General features: G+C 60.1%; 26 protein-coding genes, 1 tRNA gene and 1 pseudogene. 22 read left to right on the top strand and 6 right to left on the bottom strand.

Annotated features, from left to right (window positions below):
* The first annotated feature begins 7 nt into the window (after window positions 1-7).
* The 8 genes and pseudogenes from purC (at window position 8) to BT125_RS20965 (ending at window position 6181) form a co-directional block, all read left to right on the top strand.
* Entirely contained in the window at window positions 8-721 is a 714-nt protein-coding gene (gene purC, locus BT125_RS21000; protein ID WP_072409897.1) for a phosphoribosylaminoimidazolesuccinocarboxamide synthase, read from the top strand.
* A gap of 83 nt (window positions 722-804) precedes the next feature.
* Window positions 805-894, top strand: a tRNA-Ser gene (locus BT125_RS20995).
* A 315-nt stretch (window positions 895-1209) separates the two neighbouring features.
* The gene (locus BT125_RS20985; RefSeq protein WP_072409894.1) at window positions 1210-1503 is read left to right on the top strand and encodes a type II toxin-antitoxin system RelE/ParE family toxin; all 294 of its coding nucleotides are present in this window, start codon (window positions 1210-1212) and stop codon (window positions 1501-1503) included.
* Between the two features lie 2 nt (window positions 1504-1505).
* Entirely contained in the window at window positions 1506-1814 is a 309-nt protein-coding gene (locus BT125_RS20980) for an addiction module antidote protein (protein WP_072409893.1), read from the top strand.
* Window positions 1815-2527: 713 nt separating this feature from the next.
* Window positions 2528-3592, top strand: coding sequence for a hypothetical protein (locus BT125_RS20975; RefSeq protein WP_072409891.1), 1065 nt, complete (start codon window positions 2528-2530; stop codon window positions 3590-3592).
* A 194-nt stretch (window positions 3593-3786) separates the two neighbouring features.
* Window positions 3787-4563, top strand: a pseudogene (locus BT125_RS30065) (MCP four helix bundle domain-containing protein); the annotation flags it as partial.
* Between the two features lie 69 nt (window positions 4564-4632).
* Complete coding sequence (locus BT125_RS30060; protein ID WP_371857820.1) at window positions 4633-5421, top strand: methyl-accepting chemotaxis protein; 789 nt, start codon at window positions 4633-4635, stop codon at window positions 5419-5421.
* A 13-nt stretch (window positions 5422-5434) separates the two neighbouring features.
* Window positions 5435-6181, top strand: a complete 747-nt coding sequence (locus BT125_RS20965) for a phytanoyl-CoA dioxygenase family protein (protein ID WP_072409887.1) — start codon at window positions 5435-5437, stop codon at window positions 6179-6181.
* Window positions 6182-6192: 11 nt separating this feature from the next.
* On the opposite strand, the gene BT125_RS20960 is transcribed toward BT125_RS20965, so the two are convergent.
* The 3 genes from BT125_RS20960 to BT125_RS20950 form a co-directional block, all read right to left on the bottom strand.
* Window positions 6193-6561, bottom strand: a complete 369-nt coding sequence (locus BT125_RS20960; RefSeq protein WP_072409885.1) for a cupin domain-containing protein — start codon at window positions 6559-6561, stop codon at window positions 6193-6195.
* Between the two features lie 100 nt (window positions 6562-6661).
* The gene (locus BT125_RS20955) at window positions 6662-7468 is read right to left on the bottom strand and encodes an AraC family transcriptional regulator (RefSeq protein WP_072409883.1); all 807 of its coding nucleotides are present in this window, start codon (window positions 7466-7468) and stop codon (window positions 6662-6664) included.
* A gap of 197 nt (window positions 7469-7665) precedes the next feature.
* Window positions 7666-7857 carry a YegP family protein gene (locus BT125_RS20950; protein ID WP_072409881.1) on the bottom strand — a complete coding sequence of 64 codons (192 nt, stop codon included), beginning with the start codon at window positions 7855-7857 and terminating at the stop codon, window positions 7666-7668.
* 302 nt (window positions 7858-8159) lie between these two features.
* Between BT125_RS20950 and BT125_RS20945 the strand changes: the two genes are divergently transcribed.
* The 6 genes from BT125_RS20945 to BT125_RS20920 all read left to right on the top strand — a co-directional run bounded on the left by BT125_RS20945 (window position 8160) and on the right by BT125_RS20920 (window position 13952).
* Window positions 8160-9128: a glycosyltransferase family 2 protein gene (locus tag BT125_RS20945; protein ID WP_072409879.1), complete on the top strand. Its 969-nt coding sequence runs from the start codon at window positions 8160-8162 to the stop codon at window positions 9126-9128.
* 2 nt (window positions 9129-9130) lie between these two features.
* Window positions 9131-9841, top strand: a complete 711-nt coding sequence (locus BT125_RS20940; protein WP_072409877.1) for a class I SAM-dependent methyltransferase — start codon at window positions 9131-9133, stop codon at window positions 9839-9841.
* A gap of 44 nt (window positions 9842-9885) precedes the next feature.
* Entirely contained in the window at window positions 9886-10221 is a 336-nt protein-coding gene (locus tag BT125_RS20935; RefSeq protein WP_072409984.1) for a GtrA family protein, read from the top strand.
* A complete protein-coding gene (locus BT125_RS20930) occupies window positions 10218-12302 on the top strand; it encodes a DUF6311 domain-containing protein (RefSeq protein ID WP_072409875.1) in 2085 nt (694 codons plus the stop codon). The genes BT125_RS20935 and BT125_RS20930 overlap by 4 nt, the downstream gene beginning before the upstream one ends.
* Before the next feature lie 257 nt (window positions 12303-12559).
* The gene (locus tag BT125_RS20925) at window positions 12560-13483 is read left to right on the top strand and encodes a LysR family transcriptional regulator (RefSeq protein WP_072409873.1); all 924 of its coding nucleotides are present in this window, start codon (window positions 12560-12562) and stop codon (window positions 13481-13483) included.
* Between the two features lie 103 nt (window positions 13484-13586).
* Window positions 13587-13952 carry a 5-carboxymethyl-2-hydroxymuconate Delta-isomerase gene (locus BT125_RS20920; RefSeq protein WP_072409871.1) on the top strand — a complete coding sequence of 122 codons (366 nt, stop codon included), beginning with the start codon at window positions 13587-13589 and terminating at the stop codon, window positions 13950-13952.
* Here the strand turns inward: BT125_RS20920 and BT125_RS20915 are convergent.
* Complete coding sequence (locus BT125_RS20915) at window positions 13946-14887, bottom strand: LysR family transcriptional regulator (protein WP_072409869.1); 942 nt, start codon at window positions 14885-14887, stop codon at window positions 13946-13948. The genes BT125_RS20920 and BT125_RS20915 overlap by 7 nt on opposite strands.
* A 534-nt stretch (window positions 14888-15421) precedes the next feature.
* On the opposite strand from BT125_RS20915, the gene BT125_RS20910 reads away from it, so the two are divergent.
* From BT125_RS20910 to BT125_RS20885, 6 genes are all read left to right on the top strand, one after another.
* A complete protein-coding gene (locus tag BT125_RS20910; RefSeq protein WP_170866859.1) occupies window positions 15422-16789 on the top strand; it encodes a glutamine synthetase family protein in 1368 nt (455 codons plus the stop codon).
* Between the two features lie 166 nt (window positions 16790-16955).
* A complete protein-coding gene (locus tag BT125_RS20905) occupies window positions 16956-18605 on the top strand; it encodes a phosphoethanolamine transferase (protein ID WP_072409865.1) in 1650 nt (549 codons plus the stop codon).
* Window positions 18606-18674: 69 nt separating this feature from the next.
* Window positions 18675-19316, top strand: coding sequence for a class I SAM-dependent methyltransferase (locus tag BT125_RS20900; protein WP_072409864.1), 642 nt, complete (start codon window positions 18675-18677; stop codon window positions 19314-19316).
* A 121-nt stretch (window positions 19317-19437) separates the two neighbouring features.
* Window positions 19438-20571 carry a ribonuclease D gene (rnd, locus tag BT125_RS20895; RefSeq protein ID WP_060738742.1) on the top strand — a complete coding sequence of 378 codons (1134 nt, stop codon included), beginning with the start codon at window positions 19438-19440 and terminating at the stop codon, window positions 20569-20571.
* A complete protein-coding gene (locus tag BT125_RS20890) occupies window positions 20568-20861 on the top strand; it encodes a YcgL domain-containing protein (protein WP_053120094.1) in 294 nt (97 codons plus the stop codon). Before rnd ends, BT125_RS20890 begins: the two co-directional genes overlap by 4 nt.
* Before the next feature lie 124 nt (window positions 20862-20985).
* Complete coding sequence (locus tag BT125_RS20885) at window positions 20986-21918, top strand: D-2-hydroxyacid dehydrogenase (protein ID WP_072409861.1); 933 nt, start codon at window positions 20986-20988, stop codon at window positions 21916-21918.
* Between the two features lie 159 nt (window positions 21919-22077).
* Here BT125_RS20885 and BT125_RS20880 read toward each other — a convergent pair whose 3' ends face one another.
* The gene (locus BT125_RS20880; RefSeq protein WP_072409859.1) at window positions 22078-22671 is read right to left on the bottom strand and encodes a nitroreductase family protein; all 594 of its coding nucleotides are present in this window, start codon (window positions 22669-22671) and stop codon (window positions 22078-22080) included.
* A gap of 159 nt (window positions 22672-22830) precedes the next feature.
* Between BT125_RS20880 and BT125_RS20875 the strand changes: the two genes are divergently transcribed.
* Both BT125_RS20875 and BT125_RS20870 read left to right on the top strand, forming a co-directional pair.
* Window positions 22831-23280: a YcgN family cysteine cluster protein gene (locus BT125_RS20875; RefSeq protein ID WP_072409857.1), complete on the top strand. Its 450-nt coding sequence runs from the start codon at window positions 22831-22833 to the stop codon at window positions 23278-23280.
* A 32-nt stretch (window positions 23281-23312) separates the two neighbouring features.
* A complete protein-coding gene (locus BT125_RS20870) occupies window positions 23313-24542 on the top strand; it encodes a M61 family metallopeptidase (RefSeq protein ID WP_072409855.1) in 1230 nt (409 codons plus the stop codon).
* Between the two features lie 104 nt (window positions 24543-24646).
* Here BT125_RS20870 and BT125_RS20865 read toward each other — a convergent pair whose 3' ends face one another.
* A complete protein-coding gene (locus BT125_RS20865) occupies window positions 24647-25024 on the bottom strand; it encodes a YgaP family membrane protein (RefSeq protein ID WP_072409854.1) in 378 nt (125 codons plus the stop codon).
* Window positions 25025-25026 lie beyond the last annotated feature (2 nt).

The raw sequence follows: 25026 nt of genomic DNA, 5'->3' as shown, positions 1-25026 counted from the left end.
GCCCATCATGGAAAAACGTGAAGAACTCTACCGCGGCAAAGCCAAGTCGGTTTACAAGACCGACGACGCTGACCGCTTGATCCTGCTGTTTCGCAACGACACCTCGGCGTTCGACGGCAAGCGCATCGAACAGCTGGACCGCAAGGGCATGGTGAACAACAAGTTCAACGCCTTCATCATGCAAAAACTCGAAGCCGCCGGCGTGCCGACCCAGTTCGACAAGCTGCTGGGCGACAACGAATGCCTGGTCAAGAAGCTGGACATGATCCCGGTCGAATGCGTCGTGCGTAACTACGCCGCCGGCAGCCTGGTCAAGCGCCTGGGCGTGGAAGAGGGCATGAAGCTCAACCCCTACACCTTCGAGCTGTTCCTGAAGGACGACGCCAAGGGCGACCCGTTCATCAACGAATCCCACGTCGTGGCATTCGGTTGGGGCACCGCCGAGCAACTGGCCCGCATGAAGGAATTGTCCCTCAAGGTCAATGACGTGCTGACCAAGCTGTTCGACGACGCCGGCCTGTTGCTGGTGGACTTCAAGCTTGAGTTCGGTGTGTTCAGCGACGGCTCCATCGTCCTGGGCGACGAATTCAGTCCGGACGGCTGCCGCCTGTGGGACAAGGACACCAAGAAGAAGATGGACAAGGACCGCTTCCGCCAGGGCCTCGGTGACGTCATCGAAGCCTACGAAGAAGTCGCCCATCGCCTGGGTGTACCGCTGTAATCGACGCAAGCATCTGATAGCACGGAAAAAATTTCGCTCGGGGGTTCGCTTCCGGCGAATGTGCTGGTATGATGCGCGCCACTGGAGAGATGCCGGAGTGGCCGAACGGGACGGATTCGAAATCCGTTGTACTGGCGACAGTACCTAGGGTTCAAATCCCTATCTCTCCGCCATTATTGAATACGACTAAGCCCCTGAAATGGTTGAACATTTCAGGGGCTTTTTCGTTTTTGGCGTTTTGTCGCGTATGGCGAACGCGGCGACATGGATTGTGCGGCAGTACTACGAGCGTGAACGTCGGGGCGCGGATCGCCTGACCTATGATTTGCGCCGCGATTTAAAGACTGGGACAGGTCACAGTTTTGAGTTCACTCATCATCAGATCGTGATCTGTTCCCATTTCTTCCCCCGCCCTCGGATTGAGAATACGGAGGGATGACCGGCATCAGTATCTTGACTTCTAGTATCCAGCTGGATACGGTTTGCCCATGAATTATCTCATTCAGCAAACGCAGACGTTTACTGCTTGGCACTCATCGGTTCGTGATCTGCGAGCAAAAATCGCTATCGCCCGCCGCATTGATCGCGCCGCAGCAGGTAACCTGGGCGATGTGAAACCTGTCGGTGATGGTGTTTCAGAGTTGCGTGTGGATGTAGGCGCTGGCTACCGGGTCTATTTCACCATGCGCGGTGGAGTGGTCATCGTGCTACTGGCTGGGGGTGACAAGTCTTCACAGAGTGCTGATATCCGGCGAGCGAAGAAATTGGCAAAGGAGATTTGAGCATGAGCCAACACCTGACGACATTTGACATGGCCGCACTACTCGATAGCGACGAAGCGATCAGTGAATACCTTTCCCAGGTGTTGGCTGATGGTGATAGCGAGGAGTTTCTCCGAGCGATCGGCTATGTAGCCAAGGCCCGAGGCATGGCGCAGATCGCTAAAGACTCCGGCATGGGACGAGAAAGCTTGTACAAGGCGTTCGCCCCCGGATCAAAACCGAGATTCGATACAGTACTCAAGGTCATTCATGCGCTAGGCATCGATCTTCATGCGCAGCCTGGGCATGCGGCTAATCATTCACCTGTCTGAAGAGTGGATTAGAGCGGAGACTGGGAACAGGCCACGATCGTGTGTTTATCTGTAATAAACCTGCCTCTAATCGTGGTCTGTCCCCGCTTTCTTCAGGGGCTTTTTTCGTTTCGTTTGATTTATGGGGCAAAGGACTCGCTATGACCCCGGCTCAGCCTTAGGAGATGGCCCATTAAATAGGATGCTGGAGAAAGACGGGGGGCAGACCACAATTGTGAATTCATATGTAATCAGCCTGCCTCTAGTCGTGTCCCCGTTCTCCACTGATCCGCTTGTAATCGATCCGGGCAAACCGGAGGGGCTTCAGCCTCATGAATGAGGCTCGCCCCTGACTAAATGGCCCCCTGTGGGAGTCTAATGCCAGTCAGTTAAGCTCCAAACCCGTGGGAACAAAGCTTGCTCGCGATTGGGGTGAGCCAGTCGACAACGCCATTGACTGGTCTGCCGCCATCGCGAGCAAGCTTTGCTCCCACAGGTTGTGTGTCGTTTTATCCTTGATCAGATGATGCGTAAGAAGATTCCCTGAATTATGTGGGCGGGAAATGTCGGAAAATTCCCTACTGCAATTTGCGTTCAAGCCAGTCATCTGCTTGGCTTGCCCATGGCCACCGGGGGCAAGGCGGGCAATCTCATCGACAACGCCCTCTCTTAACGGACAAGCGCCAGGCAAGGTGTTTTCGACGGTCTAAAAGGATTTTCCTGGAGGCTTGACGATGATTTATGGAGTATTGGCCTACGTACAACAGTTCTATAACTGGCTGACGACGGGCAATAACATGACCCCTCCAGAAAATGCCGGTGGCGCGGCGCCTGTACGCGCCCAAGTGGTCCAAGGTGGTGGCCATCCCAATATCCAGCAGCAAGCCCCGGGTGTTCAGCAAAATGCGGTCATACCTCCGCAGAATGCGGGGCTCAATGGTGTTCCGTTTCCGCCTCCGCCGCCCATGAACGGGCTTAACGTCATGAACATGAACGTTGTTCCTGCTGCTCTCAGCTTGCAGGAGGCCCTCGTCAGTCGAGAGGTCAGGGCGTTGCGCGTGCGTGCCAACGTGCGGGCCCGGCAGGGCGAGAGCGGTCATGTCCTGGCCCGGCATCATCCGTCCCTGACGGACCAGCAACTGATGGACAGGTTGTTGACCGGCCTCGATCCGGAAGGTGAGCCGGCTCCGACCAGTGGTGTCAGTTCGCGTTTTGCCTCCGAGGATGTGTTTTTCGAGTCGTTGCGGATGGTCCATATCACAATGACCAACGCGCTCGCCAAGACGCGTCGCTTGCTCAAGCCTAACCTCGATGCCTGTGCCCAGGCCGAAGCGCTGTTCCTTAATGCCGTGGGCGTTCAACGGGGGCTTGCGCAAACGCAGCGGACAGAGGCCTACAGCGATTTGCGCTTGGCGATTCAGTCACTGACAACCTTGCCTGATCATCTTCCGGTGGAGTGGGATAACGTTCGACGCTGTGTCGTCCTGTATCCCAAATATGTCATCAATCTGCATCAGCGGGTGCAGGCTGGAACGGGGTTCTATGGCACCGGCCCGTTACCCAATACGGTCGTCAATGGTCGACTGCCCAAGGGGCTTGGAAAGCAAAGAACGATGCAAATCTATGCGCGTGTTCAGCCGTTCAATGGCCCTGCCGACAACACCCTCACCGTCTTCGTCACGCCCGATTCGCCGATGAATGCGTTTGGCCGCAAACACAACGTCGAAAGCTGGGGATTGATTACTCATTACCCCCAATATCATGAGGAGGGTAACGTTCGCATCACGGGTAGCAATTGAATTTAAATGTGGTGCCGCCGAAGTCAGAAAAATCCCCCTATGCGCTTGCCTCCAGTCCCCCTTTTGTCCCGTCCAACCCCCCCGCAACCTGCATGATCACAGCCCAAGGCTTTGTAACAATTGGACTAATGGTCTATAGCTCAAGGCATGGCTGCCGATAGGTAAGTTAATCCCCATGAAAGGAGTGACACCCCATGCTGCGGTTTTTTGCCGATCTGGGCTTTCGTTGGAAAATCACTCTGCCCATTGCGTTTCTCGCGCTGTTGTTGGTGCTGATGGGGTGGACGGGCATGCGTGGCATCGGTCAGGTGACTGAATCGAGCACGCAATTGACCAAACGTAATCTGCCGGCCATCAGCCTGTTGCTCAATGCCGATCGCGATCTTTATCAAGCTTTCGTCGCCGAGCGCAGCCTGCTGGACGGTCATGCGAATGAGCATATTCAAGCGCTGAGCACCAGTCACAGCGAGAATGCGAAGCAGGCGTATGACCGCGTGCAGCAATATGCCGCGATGCAGCCCGGTGCCGAGGCGCAGGCGTTGGTCAGTCAGTTCAATGACAGCTTCGGGAAATGGATGCAGGTTTCGCGCCGGGTCCTCGAGCAGTCTGTAAGCGATCCGCAGGGCGCCAGCGCCCTGAGCTTCGGTGACAGTGAACGCCTGTTCGAAACCATGCGGGACTCCATCGACAAGCTGGGTGACCTTGAAGATGCGGCGTCACATCGCGAAGGCGACGCAGCGATTGAAAACGGCAAGGCGGTCGGTGTGCAACAGGGTTTGATTCTGTTGGTAGGCCTGCTCTGTTGCGTCCTTGTGCTTATTGTCTTGCCGTTGGTGGTGCTGAGCCCTATGCGTCGATTGCTGCACCGCGTCGAGCAGATTGCCGAGGGCGGCGGCGATTTGAAAGGGCGTCTCGAGGTACGCTCCGCTGATGAGTTAGGCCAGCTCGGCGGTGCCTTCAATCGTTTTCTCGACAAATTGCAGCCGTTGATTGCCGAGGTTGGACGGGTAACCGGGGAAGTGGACTCCGCGGCGCGCGCTATGGCCGATATGGCCGCGACGAATGACCGCTTGATCAGCAGCGAACATGCGGCGCTCGATCAGGTCAGTACCGCCGCCACCCAGATGAGCGCGGCGGTGCATGAAGTTGCGCATAACGCGGTGAGCGCCTCGGATGCCGCGCAACAGGCGAGCAGTCAGTCTCGGGACGGTGCTGAGGTGGTCAGCAGCACCATCGAGTCGATCCGCCAGTTGGCCCAGGAAGTGGAGAGCGCTTCGGGCACGATCGAGGCACTGGCCCAGGAAACCTCCAGCATCGGCGCCGTGCTCGAAGTGATCCGGGGCATTGCCGAACAGACCAACCTGCTCGCGCTGAACGCAGCCATCGAGGCGGCACGGGCGGGTGAGCAAGGCCGTGGTTTCGCTGTCGTGGCCGACGAAGTCAGGGCCCTGGCGGCACGCACCCAGGACTCGACCAAAGACATTCAGGTGCGCATCGAGCGCTTGCAAAGCGGTGTCGCCAAGGCCGTGCAAGCCATGCAGGTCGGCAGCAGCAAGGCCCGGGACAGCGTCGAGCGCGCCGCGGGCGTCGATCAGGTGCTCAGCGGTACCAGCGGCTCTATCCAGCGGATCAATGACATGGCTGCACAGATCGCCAACGCGTGTGAAGAGCAGAGCAGCGTCACCGAAGAGATTGCCCGCAATATCTCTGACATTCGCGACTTGTCCAACGAAGCGGCATCCAATTCCGCCCAGAGCATGCAGGCCAGTCAGCAACTTTCGAGCCTGTCGAGAAACCTGGCGGAACTGACCGGCCGCTTCCGTACCTGAAGCCGGTGGTGTCGTGTCTACTGACGACCTTCTGGAAGCCCTGCATCAGCAGGGCTTTGTCCTGATGCCCGGTGTGTTGAACGCCGGGCAGATTGCCGACCTGCACCCTGCCATCGACCAGTTGAAGCCCCGGCATTGGGACTACAGCGGCGTCATCGATCATTACAAATGTGTGTTCAATCGCGACCCGTTCTGGCTGCCGTTCCTGGATGTGGCCGGTGTGATCGAGCTGGCCGAGGCAGCCCTGGGCGATGATTGTCATGTCATTGGCCAGACGGCCTGGCGTTGTCATCCCGGTTTCACAGGGGCGCCGTTGCACCTGGATTACCTGGTGATGGCGTTGCCGCCAGACCTGTTGGCCGATCCGGCCTTTGATCTGCCGATGCAGGTGTTCACCGCGCAGTTTTACCTGGATGACATCGACGCCGACTTGAGCCCGACCCAGGTGATCCCTGGCAGCCACAAGGCCGGTCGGGCGCCTGTAGCGGGTGAAACGCAATGGCAAGGGCGCTCCGCGCAGCCAGTACTGTGCAGGGCGGGCGATGTGCTGATTCTGCGCAGCGAACTATGGCACGCCGGCAGTGACAACCGGACCACCGACCGCACGCGGTACATGCTCCAGGTGCACTATGGCCGACGCATGGTTGCGCAGAAGTTCTCGCCCTATCTGCACTGGCGGTTCAATCCTGAGGTCCTGGCGGCCGCAACACCTCGCCAACGGCGGTTGCTGGGCGACCACCAGGAAGCCGAATACGATTGAGCCTGGCTCAGTCAGATCCAGACATCGTTGACCGCCGTTCGCTCATTGGTTTCTTCGCCGGTATTGATCACGCCGCGAGGCTCGATCAACAGCAGTTTCACTTCCTGGGCGGCGCTGGGCTTATGCTCCACACCTTTTTTGACCACGTACATCTCGCCCGGGCCAATCGTCACCGCGCCGTCGCGAAAGTCGATACGCAGCTCGCCCTCCAGCACGATGAAGGTTTCATCCGTATCGGCGTGGGCGTGCCAGATGAAGTCGCCTTCGAGCCGGGCGATCTTGAATTGGTAGTCGTTCATTTCGGCCACGACTTTCGGCGTCCACTGTTCCTGGAACAGGGTGTATTTCTGGGCGAAGTTGATGGGGGCGTAATGGGTCATCGAGGCATCTCCTTGGTGGGGTGGTGCGTCCTACTTTATTGTTCGAGCCAGCGAGCGTATTGGATGATCGTGCAGCTTCTTGCGCTGCGCAGTCGCTGTCTTAGCGCAGCATGTTCAACCAGCGTGCCGGTGAAATACCGAAGGCCTGGGTATGCAACCGGATCATGTGGCTCTGATCGAAAAAACCACAGGCCAGGGCCACTTCGCTCAATGGCGTGCCTTGGAAGGCCAGGCGCCGGGCTTCATTCAAGCGACGCTGGGTGATGTAACGATAGGGGCTGGTGCCGTACAGCGCCCGGAAATCCCGGGACAGGCTCCATCGGTCCCTGCCGCTTGCCTGCACCAGATCGTCCAGGGTGATCACCTGGTCGAGGGCATCGTGGATGAACAGACGGGCACGTTCTGCCGCCGGGTAGTCGATCAGCCGCCGTCCGCGCCTGTTGCCCGCCGCAATGTCGAGGGCCTGGGCCACATCGTAGATGGCGTCCTCTTCCTCCAGCGGGTCGAGGGGATGATCCAGGCTGTTCAACAATCGACGGGTCGCGATGTTGAGGCGGGGATCGTTGGACAATCCACCTTCGATAAAAGGCAGCGGCTTGCCCCCCAGCACCTGCTGGATCACCGACGGTTCTATGTAGAACATCCGGTAGCGAAAGCCATCGCGGGTCCCGGCTTCGCCATCGTGCACCTCGTCCGGGTGCAGGACGATGGTGCCGCCGGGCTGGCTGTGACGCTTGCTTTGGCGATAGTTGAAGCTCTGGACGCCGGAAAGCGTGATGCCGATGGCGTAGGTGTCATGGCGATGGGTGCTGTAGCCGTGCCCACTGAAATAAGCCTCGATGCGTTCCATGTTCCTCGAATCGGGTGCCCGCACCAGCCAGTCGCGATTGTGGATGGATCGAGTCATTGCACCGGCCTCCTGCTTTTGTCCGTATACCCTACCTGCCTGGAAACCATCGTCACAGCAAAAAAAGCAGAACCGATGTAGGCGCTGTCGAGTGCAACGAGGCTGCGATCTTTCCCCAGACACTTGAATCTCAAGCGAAGGATCAAGATCAACAGATCGCAGGCTTCGCCAGCTCCTACGGTTCCGCTTGGCGGTGTTCAGATTTCTTTTACGGGCGTCTCGTCATGAACGTTCTTGATCAACCTGACGGCGTGAAGGCAGTCATTCTTGTTCACATAGGATTCGCCACTGGCGATTGTTTCGTGGTTGCCGGCTCTCAAGCGCCAGCGCCATTGGCCTTTGCCGGTGCTCGGGGTGCCTCGGGTCTGTCGATAGATTTCAAAATACATCGGTTCGCTCCCTGCGATTCATTCACTCAAGACATGCGTTGAACATGTGGCTGCAAGCCTAGCCAAGTGGTCGGTTTTGGCTATGGGAAATTCGTTTCCATTGGTTATCAAATATTGCTGGGCATGGGCTCTGATCGGCAGTTCGACCGTTTACAGAAGGAAAGTCATGTTGCGAATATATAGTCGGCTGAAGTTCTGACTTGATCCTTGCGTTGCCCTGCCTGGTCCTGCTTAATACGGTTCGACGCCTAGGGCCGGAAGCCCGATGGGACTGAAAACACTATAAGAAAAAGAGCCATCAAGTGACTGAATATCCAGGAGCGGATCTGCAAGGTCGTCTAGCGCTTTCGCTTGTCATTCCGGTCTATAACGAAGCCCAGTCCATCGATCTGTTCATGGCCAGGATCGACCAGGTCTTTGCCCATGAACCGCTGGTGAGCCTGGAGCTGGTGTTCGTCAATGACGGCAGCGTGGACGATACGTTGGCGCTACTGCTGGACAGGCAGGAGGCCGACCCGCGTATCCGCATCGTCGACCTGAGTCGCAACTTCGGCAAGGAGGCAGCGTTGAGCGCCGGCCTGCAAGCCGCCCGTGGCCAGGCGGTGGTGCCGATCGACGTCGATTTGCAAGACCCTCCCGAAGTGATCCTGGACATGATCGCCCATTGGCGCAACGGCGCCGAAGTGGTGCTGGGGCATCGGGTCAATCGCGATTCCGACTCCTGGGCCAAACAGGTTTCCGCCAACGGGTTCTACCGGCTGCACAACAAAATCGCCGACCACAAGCTGCCGGAGAATGTCGGCGATTTCCGCTTGATGGATCGCTGTGTGGTAGATGCCCTTCTAACCCTGCCCGAATCGCGCCGCTTCATGAAAGGGCTGTTTGCCTGGGTGGGGTTCCGCACCACCCACGTGGACTACGTCAGGCCTGAACGGTCCGCCGGTGAAAGCAAGTTCAACGGCTGGCGCCTGTGGAATTTTGCCCTGGAAGGCATCACCAGCTTCAGCACCGAACCGCTGCGTATCTGGACGTACCTGGGGCTTTGCGTCTCGCTGGTGTCCTTTGCGTTCGCCATGTTCATCGTGTTGCGGACCCTGATTTCCGGGGTCGACCTGCCGGGCTATGCCTCGCTGATGGTCGCGGTCACCTTCTTGGGGGGACTGCAACTGATCGGCATCGGCGTGCTGGGGGAATACCTGGGCCGCACCTATATCGAATCCAAGCGTCGGCCGGTTTTCCTGGTGCGGCGCGTCTATGACTCCAAGGACTGACCATGGACCTCAAGGAAACCGACATCCTCGGTCCCGATATCGAGCAGCATTGGTACTACCGATCGAAAGCGCGGGCCATGCTCCATATGCTCAAGGGCATATCGGCCAGCACGTTGCTGGACGTGGGCGCCGGGTCGGGCTTTTTTTCCCATCACTTGCTGACCCATACCGCAACGGCCCAGGCCTGGTGCGTGGACATCAGCTATCCGGCCGACTCCGACGCCAGCACCGCCGGTAAACCGGTCCGCTACCGACGCGCCATCGACACCTTGGACGCCGACCTGGTGTTGCTGATGGATGTGTTGGAGCACGTGGATGATGACGTGGGCCTGCTCAAGGCCTACGTCGACAAAGTGCCGTCCGGCAGCCGCTTCCTGATCACCGTGCCGGCGTTCCAGTTTCTCTGGAGCGGGCATGACGATTTTCTCGAGCACAAGCGCCGCTATACCCTCAAACAGCTGGAAAGCGTCGTGGCGCAGGCCGGTTTGCAGGTCCAGCAAGGGGCGTATTACTTCGGCCTGGTATTTCCCATTGCCGCCGGCCTGCGCCTGTTGCAGCGCCAAGGCTCCGGGGCTCCGGCCAAGTCGCAGCTTGCGCGGCATCATCCGCTGGTCAATGGCGTGTTGAAGACATTGTGCAGTCTGGAGCGTCCATTCATGGGGGCCAATCGTATCGCCGGCCTGACGGTGTTCTGCCTGGCGCAGAAGCCGTGACCTGGACGCACTCGCCGCTGCTGCGACGTGCCTTGCGCTTTGCCATGACCGGCCTGTTCGTCACCGCTGTCCATGTGGTGGCTGCCGTGCTGTTTGTGCACCTGATCCTGGCCAACCCGCCACTGGCCAACGGTTTCGCCTTTGTCGTGGCGACGGTGGTGTCGTACCTGATCAACACCCTCTGGAGCTTTTCCAGCCGCTTGCATGGCCGCACCCTCGGCCGTTTCGTCGTGGTATCGATCGGCGGATTCTGGCTGGCGATGCTGGTGGCATGGGTAGCCCAACGTGTCGGCCTGGATTACCTGGCGGGCATCGCGGCCGTGGCGCTGATCATCCCGGTGTTCACCTTCATCCTGCATAATTTCTGGACGTATCGATGACCGTTCGCGGCAAGCATCACCTGGTTTCCTTGTTGCCCATACTGCTGGGTACGCTGGCGTTCCTGCTGGTGATCGGCCCGCGGGTGCTGGATCCGACGAACATCGCCTGGTTGGGGGAGGGCGATGCGGCGACCCATTACATGGGCTGGGCGTTTTTCCGCAGTTCGCCCTGGACCTTTCCGTTGGGCATGAACCCTTCCTATGGGTTGGAGTTGGGCAACGGCATCATTTTTTCCGACTCCAATCCGCTGCTGGCATTTGTGTTCAAACCCTTCAACGCCTGGCTTCCCGAGACGTTCCAGTATTTTGGCCTGTGGTTGCTGGCCTGTTTCATCCTGCAAGCCTGGTTCGGCTGGAAACTGGTCGGCCTGCTGACGTCATCGCTGTGGATCAGGCTGTTGGGTACCGGGTTGCTTGTGTTTTCGCCGCCGATGTTTCTGCGCATGGGCGGGCATCTATCGCTGTCCGGGCATTTCCTGATCCTCGCGGCCTTGTACCTGGCGCTGCGGCCCGGCGTGCAAAAACGCCGGCTGGCCTGGGGCGGGCTGTTGGCCGCCACAGCGCTGGTACACGCTTACCTGTTGGCCATGGTGGCGTTGATCTGGCTGGCCGACCTTGCCAGCCAGGCCAGCAAGGGCCGGGTGTCCCGGCGCCATGCCTGGATCGAGCTGGGTGGCTTGTTTTTGCTGGTTGCGTTCTGCTGCTGGCAGGCGGGTTATTTCAGCGTGGGTGGCGGGACCGTGGCGGGTGGTTATGGGCTGTATCGCCTGAACGTGATGTCTCTGGTCAACCCCAGTGGCTGGTCACACACCTTGCGCGACATGCCCCAGGGCCCCGGGGACTACGAAGGTTTCAATTACCTGGGGTTGGGCGTCATCATGCTGGCGATCTGCGCTGGCGTGGCATTGCTGCAAGGCAACACCGGTTTGGCGAATGCCGTGCGCCACAGGCGACTGTTGCTGTTGGCATTGATTGGGCTGACGCTGTTTTCGCTGACCAACCACCTCGGCATTGGCATGCTGAATATGCACTACTGGCTGCCCAAACCCCTTGAACTCTTGGCAAACGTCTTTCGCGCGGCCGGCCGAATGTTCTGGCCCGTGTTCTACGCCATCGTATTTGTCGTCATCTTCGCGGTGATCCGCGGCAACCAGCCACGGGCAGCGGCGTGTCTGCTGGCCATCGCCCTGGTGGTGCAAGTGCTGGATACCCGCGCGGGATGGGCCGGCCTGCGCCAGAGCCGGATGGTGCCGGCGGCCTCGAGTTGGCCCACGGCCATGACCGATCCGTTTTGGGCCAGCGCGGCCCGTCAGTATTCGAAAGTCCGGACGCTGTTGCCGCAGAACCAGCCGGACAACTGGCTGCTGACCAGCCAGTACGCCCTGAACCATGGCCTGGAAACCGATGGCGTGTACCTGGGACGCATGAGCGACCGGGCGATCGAGCGAGCCCAGGGACACGCCGATCAGATGCTTGCCAGCGGCCAGTACGCAGCCGATTCGCTGTACATCCTCGACCCTCGCGCCGCGCTCCAGGCGGCGAAAACCGTCAATCGCCAAACCGACCTGTTGACCCGTATCGACGGCCTCGTGGTGTTGGCGCCGGGCTGGAAAACTTGCGGCCAATGCCCGCCGTTTGCCGACGAGACGTTGGACATGCAGGTCAAGCTCGGTGAGCGCCAGGTGTTCAGCCGAATCAACGCCATGTTGGCTGAGGGCTGGGGGCGCGTCGAGGAGTGGGGTACCTGGTCGGAAGGGCCCGAGGCGGAGGTTGTTTTGCGCATACCGCCAGAAGCGCGCGCCATTTCGATCGAAGCGGCGGCGTTCGTGCAGCCCACGCACGCGCGCCAGCGGGTGGAGGTCTTGATTAACGGTGTTGAGGCGCTGTCGACGCAGTTCACGCGCCTGCAGGACAACACCCTTGAACTGCCGCTGACACCGGCCATTCGTGAAACGATTGGCGCGGATGGACGGTTGCGCGTGCATTTCCATTTGCCTGATGCCATCAGTCCCAAGGCGCTGGGGTTGGGGAGCGACGAGCGAGTCATGGCGCTGGGACTGAAATCATTGACTGTAAGGTAGGTCTTCTTCACTTGGCTCAGCGATTGCTTCACTGGACCGCGCCCGTAGGAGCTGTCGAGTGCAACGAGGCTGCGATCTTTCCCAAGACGCTTGCGTCTCAAGCAAAAGATCGCAGCCTTCGGCAGCTCCTACTGCCCCGCGTGGAATCAAGGACCAACTCTTTGGCGGTATTACACAGGTGCTTCGCCTTTTTGCGCATAGACGCGCAGCCCCCGGCGTTTCTACACTGCAGCCAGTGAAGGAAACGGGGGCAGGGGATGAACCGCAACGAATTGCGCAAGGCCGACATCAACCTGATGGTGGTTTTCGAAACGTTGATGCTTGAGCGCAACGTGACGCGGGTAGCGGAAAAATTGTTCCTGGGCCAGCCGACCATCAGCTCGGCCCTCAATCGCTTGCGCAAGATGTTCAACGACCCGCTGTTCATTCGCGTCGGCCACCGCATGGAGCCGACGGCCCGGGCCGAGGAAATCATCCAGCATCTCTCGCCGGCGCTCGATTCGCTGTCGGTGGCTTTGAGCCTGACCCACGATTTCGATCCCGCCAACAGCACCATGACGTTTCGCATCGGCCTGTCGGACGACGTCGAGTTCGGCCTGTTGCCGCCGCTGTTGAGCAGCCTGCGGCAAGAGGCGCCGCAAATCGTGTTCGTGGTCCAGCATGTCGATTACTGGCGCATCCCTGATTTGCTGGCCTCAGGCGACATCACCGTGGGCATCAGCCAGACGCGCGGCCTGCCGGCCAACGCCAAGCGCAAACTGTTGCGACACATTCAACCCCGCGTATTGCGTGCCGATGCATCGGATACGCCGCTGACCCTGGACGAATACTGCTCGCGACCTCATGTGCTGGTGTCCCATACCGCCAACGTCGCCGGGTTCGCTGATGAATGGCTGGCCGAGATCGGACGCACGCGCCAGGTCGTGCTGTCGGTGCCGCAATACAGCGCATTGCCGGCGTTGCTGGCCGGCACCGACTTGATCGCCAGCCTGCCGGACTATACCGCCGTCGCCATGGCCGCTTCGGGACACCTGTTCAACGAACCCTTTCCTTTCAAGACCCCGACCCTGGATTTGTCCATGGTCTGGCTGAGCCATGTCGACAGTGACCCGGCCGAGCGCTGGTTGCGGTCGCGGCTGGAGGCCTTCATGGGCGAACGCATGCCCCTGGCAGAGCCCTGACACCGGCCTGGGACGAAACAAAACCTGCCTGAACGAATAAAGTCGAGGTAAGGTTGTGACGGCTGAAACACCCTCGTCATATTTTCGAATCGGAGTCGAACACATGCCTCACCTGCACATGGAGTACACCGCCAACCTGCCCGAGCTGAAGGCCGAGGTCGCACTGCTGCGCCTGAACAATGCACTGGTGGCCTCCGGTCAATTTGCCGCCGAGCACGACATCAAGAGCCGGGCCGTGAAGCTCGAGACTTTTCGAGTGGGTACAGGGATAGGCGAGCGAGGTTTCGTGCACGTGAAGCTGGCCTTGCTCAGCGGACGCTCGCCGCAAATCAAGAAACAATTGGCCGATAGTCTGCTGGCGGTGATCCAGGACCTGGGGCCATGGCCGGCCGAGGTCAGCGTGCAGCTATGCGTGGAGATCCTCGACATCGATCGCGAGCCGTATGCCAAGGCCTTGATCGGTCAATGACGATCAGGCGTCGCTTGGGCGCAGGCCTTGATGATCTGTTCGCGTAGCCAGGCGTTGGCACTGTCCTGATCGAGGGCCAGGCTCCACTGCATGTTCAAGGTAAACCCTGGCAGCCCCCTGGGCGCTTCGTGGTGATTGAAAATCGCCTCGTTGGCCAGCAGTTTCTGGATGCGGCGGGGCAGGGTCAGGATGAAATCGGTGCCAGTGATCATCTTCAGTGCGGCACTGTAGCTGTTGGCGCGAGCGGCGATTTGCCGGTGTTGCGCCTGCTGCGACAGCCAGCCATCCACCATGTTGGTCGCTGACGCCCAGGGCGTCGGAAACACGTGGCGGCGCTGTAGGAACGATTGAAGGCTCAGTTGCGTCTCAAGCGGCGTCGCCCGTTTATCCACGACGCAGACCAGGTCCTCCTGCAACAGCTGCCGGGATCTGAAATCGGTATGGTTGCTGTGGAAGTTCGGGCCGAAGCAAATCACCAGGTCCAAGCTGCCATCGCGTAACTCTTCGGCGGGGATGTCGGCTTCGAGCTTGTGCACGTTCACCACCACCGGCAGATTGGCGTAATCGAAGCCTTGCAGCAGTTGCGGCAGGATCAGGTGTTCGAAATATTCCGGTGCGCAGATATTGAAGGTAATGGCTTGCCGGGTCGGATCAAAGGTTGGCCTGCCGGCATGGCACAGGTTGATGCTTTGCAGAATGCCGCGCACATGATCGTACATGCCCTCGGCCTTGTAGGTGGGGCGCATGCCGGTGCGGGTGTTGATAAACAGTTCGTCTTCGAAACAGGTTCGCAGTTTCTTGAGGCAATAACTGACGGTTGACTGGCTGACGCACAATGCCTCGGACACGCCGGTGACACTGCTTTGCTCATACACGGCGCTAAACACCATGAGGTCCTGCATGTCGAGCTTTCTGAGGGAGTTACTGTTCAGCATCCGTTCTGTCTCTCGCTGTGCTCCTTGCGCGATCTTGCGCAAACCAGGCTGACGATCCTAACGGAACGATGGTGCCAAGAGAATGCCAGGCAGGCGCTTTCATGGTCGGGAACGGGACAGATAATGTAGGGAACACGACGTGTCGATCAACGACCGATTTGTTTACCTATGTTTAGTTTGCAGCGATCCAAGCTCCATCAAATCCAGGTTTAACCGTCCAGGATGCCGTGGGACGCTTGCCCGATGTGTTTCCTGTGATGCGCTCATGGACGGTTCGCCCCTGGCATTCCAATACCCTTCATACGTCGCAGTCGATCCGGTCGGCCGGTTCACGCCTGCCATGGCCCCAGCCCTTTGTGCGTTGCCTTCCGAGCTGGCTTTTTGGGCGCTCTGGCATTGCCGTCATGCGCGCCCTCCAGATACCTGTATTTCCTGTTGATCACTCATCGTGCTCGCACAACGGCGAGCACGCATTGACGGCGTTTTGGCGCCCGTCCGACATGGAATACGAGCTTTATCATGAGCCTTGCGAAAATTTCTTTTGCACCCGTGCAAGACGCCCAGGCGTTTCTCGCGCAGAACCCCGATATCGAGCTGTTCGAGTTGTTCATTCTCGATAACAACGGCGTGCCTCGGGGCAAGTTGTTGCATCGGGACGAGTTGCTGGCGGTCTTCGAAAGTGGCCGGCCATTGCCCAGTACGATTCTCGGGCTGACCCTCAATGGCGACGATGTGGAAAACTCCGGGCTGGTGTGGGACGTCGGTGACATCGATTGCCGCGCCTATCCCATCAGTGGCAGCTTGCAACGCATGCCGTGGCGGTTGATTCCCACGGCCGCAGTGCAGGTCAGCATGCACCCCCAGGAAGGTGGACCGGCGACCATCGCCGATCCGCGTTATTTGCTCAGCCAGGTGATCGAGGCCCTGCAGGCCGATGGTTATTACCCGGTGATGGCGGCGGAACTGGAGTTTTATCTGCTGGATGCGCAACGCGACAACCAAGGCCGGCCGCAGCCAGCGCGGGACGCCGACGGTGGACGACCGCATGCCACCCAGGTCTATGGTTTGCGCGAACTGGAGCAGATCGAGCCGTTCCTGGCCGACCTGTACGCCGCCTGCAAACTGCAAGGCATCCCGGCCCGGACCGCCATTTCCGAATACGCACCAGGGCAAGTGGAGATCACCCTCGAACATCGCAGCGATGCCTTGCAAGCCATGGATGAAGCGGTGCGCTACAAACGACTGGTCAAGGGCGTGGCCCACAAGCACGGCATGCAGGCGTGTTTCATGGCCAAGCCGTTCGATCACTTGGCGGGCTCCGGCATGCACATGCATGTCAGTCTGGCGGACCGCGATGGCCACAACCTGTTTGCCAGTGAAGCCGGCGACGGCACGCCGCTGCTGCGCCATGCGGTGGGCGGGATGCTCGACACCCTGCTCGATTCGCTGTTGATGTTTTGCCCGAACGCCAACTCCTATCGGCGATTCCAAAGCAACAGCTACGCGCCACTGGCGGCGACCTGGGGCGTGGACAACCGCACCGTGAGCCTGAGGGTGCCGGGTGGCCCGGCATTCTCGCGGCACATCGAGCATCGTATCTGCGGCGCCGATGCCAACCCTTACCTGGCTGCGGCGGCGATATTGGGCGGTATCCATCACGGCATACGTGAACAGTGCGATCCCGGGAAACCTGTGGAAGGCAACGGCTATGCCCAGGTGATCGATCCGCTGCCCACCGACTGGCTCACCACCCTGCGTGCACTCGAGGCTTCGGCCTGGGCGCGGCAAGCGTTTGGCGAGGCGTTCCTGGGTGTTTATCTGGCGGTCAAGCGCGCCGAATACCGTCAGTTCATGGGAGAAGTCGGGGAGCAGGATTGGCGCTGGTATCTGCATCAGGCCTGAAACAGGTGCTTGGCGGGCTCCTTAAATAATTATTTAACAGCAACTTTTTCACGAAAAATTGATGGAGGGCTACCTAAAGTTTGTGTTGCCGTAGGAAACGATTTTTTCACATGTTTGCTGCGGCACTTCTTTTTCAAAGAGCAACTTCAGGAAACCGTCAACCATCATGCTGACTATTAAAGCCGTGCGCCCCGAGTGGGTGACGCTGGCCGCCAGTGCCTTTTTGTTAGTGGGCTTCAACATCGTGCTCTGGCAACACTTGCTGGCGATCACCACCGCTGACGCGCGGGGCCTGCTGATGTGCGCGGCGTTTGGCCTGATGATTTTCTGCGCGTTCAATTTGGTGTTGACGCTCATGGCCTTCCGTCCGCTGCTCAAGCCCGTGCTGATGTTGCTGTTCTTGATCAGCGCTGGCGTGGCGTATTTCATGGCCCAATACGGCGTACTGATCGACGCCGGCATGTTGCGCAACTTCGCCGAAACCAATGCCACGGAAGTCCGCGACCTGTTGTCACTGAAGTTGTTTGTCTATATCGGCTTATTAGGTGTCTTGCCATGCTGGTTGTTGTTCAAGACCCCGATCAACTACCGTAGTTGGCCTAAAGAATTATTAAGTAAGTTGCTGGTCGGCGTGGCCTCGGCCGCCGTGATCGGCCTGGTCGCCCTGGCCAACTACCAAGGCCTGTCTTCGTTGTTTCGTAACCACCACGAATTGCGCTTGATGGTCGTGCCGAGCAACTACATCGGTGCTTCACTCGGGTACTTGCGTGAGCAGGTCGCGTCGGCCAAGCAGCCGTTCATCACCGTGGGCGAAGACGCGAGCCGCAACCCGGCCTGGCAAACCCACGGCCGCAAATCCCTGACTGTCCTGGTGGTGGGCGAGAGTGCCCGGGCCGAGAACTTCGGCATCCTCGGCTATAACCGCGACACCACGCCGACACTGGACAAGGAGGCCGGCCTGATCGCTTTCACCGACGTGCATTCCTGCGGCACCGAAACCGCCGTGTCGGTGCCCTGCATGTTTTCCAACATGGGACGCAAAAACTACGACGCCAGCAAGGCGAGGAATGAAGAGGGCTTGCTGGATGTGCTCAAACGCGCCGGGCTGGAGGTGATCTGGCGGGACAACCAGTCCGGCTGCAAAGGCACCTGCGATCGGGTCACGCTGCAGGATGTCAGCAATCTCAAGGACCCGGCCCTGTGCGCCAACAGTGAGTGCCGCGACGAGATCCTGCTCCAAGGCCTGCAGCACTTCATCGACACGCTCGACAAGGACACGGTACTGGTGCTGCACCAGATGGGCAGTCACGGGCCGGAGTACTTCAAGCGCTATCCCAAGGAGTACGAGCATTTCACCCCGGTGTGCGAAAGCAACGCGCTGAACAATTGCAGCCGCGAGAGCATCGTCAATGGCTACGACAACACGCTGGTGTACACCGATCACGTGCTGTCGACCCTGATCGACCTGCTGCGGGCCAACCAGGACAAGGTCGACACGGCCATGCTGTACCTGTCGGACCATGGCGAGTCCCTGGGCGAATACAACCTGTTTCTCCATGGCACGCCCTACATGCTCGCCCCGGAGCAACAGAAACACGTGGCGATGCTGGCCTGGTTTTCCGACAGCTACCAGAAGTCCTTTTCGGTCGATACCCATTGCCTGCAACTGAGCCGGGACAAGCCCTTGAGCCAGGACAACCTGTTTCACTCGATGCTCGGGCTGCTGGAAGTCAACAGCCAGGTCTACAACCGGGACCTGGACCTGTTCGCCAACTGCCGTGGTGCGGTGATCGACGGTGTCCTGGCGCGGGAGTGAGCGCCTGGACCTTTTTTTCACGCAAGGTTGGTTAACCTGTCATCCAAATCTTTTCCAAGAGCCGTTTGTATGTCCGGGTTATCCCCATCCACCGTCGAGCTTGAGTTCGCCCGGCAGCATGACCAGGAACATGCGCAGATCTGCCGCCGGCCGACACCGCGCCGCTTGCGCCTGGCGTTCTGGCGCGACGAGCACATGGTGCGCAATGCCCTGAAAGTGGCGGGCGAGCCGGGGCTGGTGCTGGATGTGGCGTGCGGGGCGGGGCGGTTCTGGCCGGTACTGGCCGAGCATGCCAACCGGGTGATCCTGGCGGCGGACCCGTCGCCGGACATGCTCGAACATGCGCTCACCCACCATGGAGACGCGTTGCTCCAGCGGGTCAAGACCTTTCCGAGTTCGGCGTTCACCCTCGGGCTGTCGGCCAACGCGGTGGACTGTATTCTCTGCCTGCAACTGTTTCGCCACGTCAGTGCCAGCGAACATCGTCTGGCGCTGTTGCGCGAGTTTCATCGGGTCAGTCGCGACACGGTGATCGTTTCGGTGCAAATCGAAGGACGCCTCAAGATCGGCCAGGCCCCGCGACAGAGCCTGGCCGACAAGGCTGATGTGGAAGCCGAGTTCCGCCAGGCCGGTTTCAGCGTGCTTTGGTACCAGGATTTCCTGCCCGGTTTTGCCCTGACGCGTGTTTATGTGTTGCGTAAGACCGGTTAAGTCTTGATGTAGGACTATTCTTGCTTTTTCGCAGGCGATTTCTCTCAGGCGGCTGCTCTATGGATGCTCGCAATCGCCAGCGGCGATATATACTGCGCGCCATTCTTCAAGGGAGAGCCGTGTGGCCATCGATATTCACTGGATTCGCGACAACGATAGCCTCGGTCAGTTTTGCGCCGAGTGGCAGCAATTGCCATTCGTCGCCCTCGACACCGAATTCATGCGGGTCGACACCTTTTATCCCATTGCCGGTTTGCTGCAGATCGGCGACGGCAAGCGTGCCTACCTGATCGACCCCTTGACCATCGACAATTGGCAGCCCTTGGCCGCCCTGCTGGAAAACCCGGCGGTGCTCAAGGTGCTGCACGCCTGTAGCGAAGACCTTGAAGTGCTGCTGCGCCTCACTGGCAGCCTGCCCGCGCCGCTGTTCGATACTCAACTGGCCGCCGCCTACCTGAACCTGGGTTTCTCCATGGGCTATTCGCGGCTGGTGCAGGAAGTGCTGGGCATCGAGTTGCCCAAGGGCGAGACGCGTTCCGACTGGTTGCAACGGCCTCTGTCCGAGACGCAGATCAGCTACGCGGCAGAGGATGCCGTGCATCTGGCAGAGGTTTTCGTACAACTGCGCCCGAAGCTTTCCGACGAAAAATACCGCTGGGTCCTGGAGGATGGTGCCGAACTGGTGGCCAACCTGCGTCGCGAAGTCGACCCGTACGAGGTCTACCGCGAGGCCAAGCTGGCCTGGAAACTGTCCCGCGCTCAATTGGCCGTGCTGCGCGAGTTGTGCGCCTGGCGCGAACGCGAGGCGCGGGCCCGTGACCTGCCGCGTAACCGCATCATCCGCGAGCATTCGCTGTGGCCCCTGGCCCGTACCCAGCCGGATAACCTCGGCGCGCTGGCGAAGATCGAAGACATGCACCCGCGTACCGTGCGCCAGGACGGCCAGTTTCTGCTGGACTTGATCCAGCGCGCCGCCAGCATTCCTCCCGAGCAATGGCCGCCGGCCGTGGCCGAGCCGTTGCCCATCGAGGCTTCCGCCCTGGTCAAGCGTCTGCGAGCGTTGGGACAGGCTGAAGCCGAGCGCCTGGAGATTGCCCCGGAGCTGATGCTGCGCAAGAAAACCCTCGAAGCGCTGATCAAGAGCGGCTTTCCCGAGGGCCCTTATCAATTGCCCGATTCGCTGCGTGGCTGGCGCCGCGAATTGATGGGCCAGGCGTTGCTCGATAGCCTGGCCACTGCCGGAGAACAGCCTTGAAACGTATCTGCTCCATCTACCGCAGCTCGAAGAAAAACGAGATGTACCTGTATGTGCTCAAGAGCGATGCCTTGAAGCGTGTTCCCGAACCCTTGATGGCCGCCTTTGGCAAGGCGATCCATGCCTTCGACCTGGTGCTGAGCCCTGAGCGGGAGCTGTCTCGGGAAGACATCAACAAGGTGCTGGAAAACCTCGACACCCAGGGCTATCACTTGCAGATGCCGCCGGCCGAAGACGAGTACATCGAGCATTTGCCCGAAGAGTTGCTGCGCCGCAACGACCCGGTCTGACGGGAGTGGGGGCACCTGTCCTGGGTGCCTTTTGTAACACTGGAATGGTTTATTGACGACGATCGCAGGGATGGAGCGACACTCTGCCGGCGCTCGTCTGCACTGTTTTTGAAAGGTTTGATTCATGCGCGTTCTGATTGCCGAACACGATCACGCGGTGTATGCCCAGCTTCTGCGTCAGGCTGCACCCGATATTGAAGTCTTGACCAGCGGCGATTCCGCCGAACTGTCGCGACTGGCCACCGATTGCCCGGTCTGGCTCGGCCAGCCTGATCTGCTGGCCACCCTGTTGCGTCAAGGCCACCAGCCCCGCTGGCTGCAATCGACCTGGGCGGGCATCACGCCGTTGCTGGCCGATGGCTTGAGCCGCGATTACCGCCTGACCCGTGCGGTGGGCATTTTTGGCCAGGTGATGGCCGAGTACGTGCTCACCTATATGCTCGGCCATGAGCGCGAGGTGTTGGCCCGGTTGGTCAGTCAGGTTGAGCGCAAGTGGGACAACCGCCAGGGGCAAGGCTTGGCCGGACGCAAGGTGTTGATCGTCGGGACGGGGGATATCGGCCAGCGTGTGGCGCAGTTCCTGGTACCGTTCGGCGTGCAGCTATATGGCATCGCCAGCGAAGCCAGGACGTTGGCACCGTTTATCGAAGTCGGGGCGTTGAAGGATTTGCCTCGTCTGGTGGGCGAAATGGATTACGTGATCAATTTGCTGCCCAATACGCCGGATACCCATGACATCTACGACGCGGCCCTGTTCAAGCAATTCAAGCCGAGCGGGTTGTTCATCAACGTCGGTCGCGGCGTGGCGGTGGTGGATGCGGACCTGGTGCAAGCCCTGAAGGACGGGCACCTGGCCGGTGCGGTGATCGACGTCTGCCGCCAGGAGCCATTGCCACAGCGCCATCCGTTCTGGACTGCCTGGGGGCTACTGCTGACCGGCCACAGCTCGGCACCGACCTCGCCACCGATGATGGTGCAATTGTTCCTGGAAAACCTGCGGGCCTATCAGGCCGGCGAAGCGCTGCGCGGGGAAGTGGATTTCAGCCGGGGTTACTGAAGCCCATTTCAGTGCTCACAAAAAATGTGTTCGCCACAGATCAAAATGTGGGAGCGAGCTTGCTCGCGATAGCGGTGTATCAGTCAACATCAAAGTGGCTGACCTGACGCCATCGCGAGCGAGCTCCCACAGTGGTTTTTCAGTGGTCACAAAATACGGTTACAGGGTGAAGTCGCCTTCCGCCACCAGTTCGCTCAATGGCCGGCGCGGGCTTGGGACTTCGCGGGCCTGGAGGTATTCGGCCAGGGTCGATTTGTCCCCCAGCTTGCCTATCGCCACTGCGGCGTGCAGGGCGTAGCCGTCCGGGATCTTCAATTCCTTGCGGGTCAGTTCCTGGTCGAAACCGGCCATGCCATGGGTGTGCCAGCCGCTGAGGCTGGCTTGTAACGCCAGGTGGCCCCAGGCCGCGCCGGTGTCGAAGGTGTGGGTCTGTGCCGGGGTTTCCTCGGTGGCACCGGGCACCGCGAAGGTGGTTTTCGAGACGACGATCACCAGCGCCGAGGCGTGTTGGGCCCAGCCGCGGTTGAACTCGTTGAGCAAACCCAGGAAACGCTCCCAATTCGGCGTGTCGCGCCGTGCATACAAGAAACGCCATGGCTGTGAGTTGTAGGCTGAAGGGGCCCAGCGCGCGGCTTCGAAGAAGCTCAACAAGGTTTCTTCGGCGATGTTTTCGCCGGTAAACGCGCGGGGCGACCAGCGTTCGATGAACTGAGGGTGGATCTCGTAATCGGCAATGCGGGAATTGGCGCTCATGGGCTCACCTGACTCGAGTTTGGAAAGACAATGCAGCAACCTACGTCCCGCCGCCCAGCCTGACAAGCCCCTGCCTACCGACAGTCGCCAATGCTTGGCCTGGCGAGGTCCCGGCACTAGACTGTCGGCCTTTCACCACCTGATGTTGATGCTTGAGCCATGGCCGCCAAAGTCGAACCGTTCTGGATACGCAAAACCCTCGATCAGCTCGATCCACAGGAGTGGGAATCGCTGTGTGACGGCTGTGGCCTGTGCTGCCTGCAAAAGCTCGAAGACGAAGACGACAACAGCGTCTACTACACACGCATCGCCTGCAAACTGCTGGACCTGAACACCTGCCAGTGCACCGACTACCCTAATCGCCGTGAGTTCGTGCCCGATTGCATCCAGCTCACGCCGGGCAAGGCCGATGAGTTCAAATGGCTGCCGCCGACCTGCGGTTATCGGCTGGTCAGCGAAGGCAAGGACTTGCCGTTGTGGCATCACTTGGTCTGCGGTGATCGAGAGGCCGTGCACCACGAACGCATTTCCCAGTCCGGGCGCATGCTGGCCGAAGGCAGCGTGTCGGAAGACGATTGGGAAGATCATCTGATTTTCCGCGCCGGCTGAACCACCGGGCGGCGGACCAGCAGGGAGAACCCATGGCTGCAGGATTGAAACGGATGCTGGCGGCCGGGCTGCTGGCTGTGTGCGGGCCGCTGTGGGCGGCGCAGAAAGTCGACCTGGATTATCACGTGCACCTGTTGCCTCAGAGTGATCAGGCCGAAGTGCGCCTGACCCTGGCCCGGGGGGCGGCGGTGCGCAGCCTGGATTTCGACCTCGGCGACGGCAGCCGCTACAGCGATTTCAAGGCTGACGGCCAATGGCAGCTCACCCCTGGCAAGGAGGCGCGTGGCGTCTGGCGTCCGGCCACCGACAAGGCCAGCCTGAGCTACCGTGTGCGCATCAGCCATGCCCGCAAGAACGCCACCTTCGAAACCCGCATGACCCCGACGTGGGCGTTGCTAAGCGGCGACGATCTGGTGCCGGCGGCCAAGCTCGACCAGCAGGATGGCGTCGAACTGGTGGCCCGTCTTGAGGTGGAGTTGCCCGACGGCTGGAAAAGCATCGAGACCCCCTGGCCGCGCATCGGCAAACAACGCTTTCGCATCGACAATCCCTCACGTTTGTTCGACCGCCCCACCGGCTGGATGCTCGCCGGCAAACTGGGCAGCCGCCGCACACGCCTGGGCGAAACCGAAGTGACGGTGGCCTCGCCCCAAGGCCAGGGCATGCGCCGGATGGATGTGCTGACGCTGCTGACGTTCGTCTGGCCGCAGGTGCAAGCGTTGGTGCCGCGTCATCCGGCCAAGTTGCTGATCGTCGGCGCCGGCGATCCGCTGTGGCGGGGTGCCCAGGCCGGCCATGACTCGATTTACCTGCACAGCCGTCCGCCGCTCATCAGCGAGCGGGGCAGCAGCCCGTTGTTGCGGGAGTTGGTGCAGGCGCTGGCCCGGGTCAACGATCAGGATCGTAGCGATTGGATCAGTGAGGGGCTGACCGAGTACTACGCCATTGAACTGCTACGCCGCGCCGGCGGCATGAGCGACGAACGCTATCAGGTCCTGAATGACCGACTCGCCCGGGACAGCCGCAGTGTCACGACCCTGCGTGGCGAACAGGTCAATCCCGCGACGGTGGCCAAGGCGGTGTTGCTGCTGCAGGAGCTGGACCGCGAGATTCGCCTGAAAACCCGCAACAAGCGTTCGCTGGATGATGTGTTGCAGGGGGCGATGCGGTTGGAGACGGTCGATACCAAGGAGTTTGTGCAGCTCAGTGAGAGCGTTCTGGGTGGGGCCTCCACTGTGCTGGATAGCCGGTTACTTCAGTGACCCGCCATCGCGAGCAAGCTCGCTCCCACATTGGATCTTCGGCGTTCACAAAACCTGTGGGAGCGAGCTTGCTCGCGATGAGGCCATCAGCGGCGCTGCAAAAATCAGAGCCCAACCTTCGGCGAAACCAGCGAGTCATTCCCGGTCACCGTCGCCGTGCCAGTCGCTGCCTCGGCATTGGCCTTCAAGCGACTCAGTTCCTCACCGGCCTCCTCGATACGGGCGCGGGCGCTGTGCAGATTCTGGCGATTCTTCTCCAGCAGGCTCTTGGCCGAGCAATGCCCGGTGATCCCACGCGCCAGTGCCAGGCCGCCGACTGCCAGTTGAGCCAGACCGATCACTCCGCCACGTCGCAAGCCCTTGCCCATCATCAGCACACCTCCGGCCAGTGAGCCAATGCGTTCCCAGCCGTGCACGTTTTGTGGCGGATGGGATTGGAAAGGGGTGCTCTCGATCGGCTCGAACGGATTGTTATCGCTCATGA

The organism is Pseudomonas sp. NFACC04-2, from assembly GCF_900119265.1.
In the GTDB taxonomy this organism is placed as follows: Bacteria; Pseudomonadota; Gammaproteobacteria; order Pseudomonadales; family Pseudomonadaceae; genus Aquipseudomonas; species Aquipseudomonas fluorescens_AA.
This window is presented reverse-complemented; position numbering and strand designations above follow the sequence as displayed.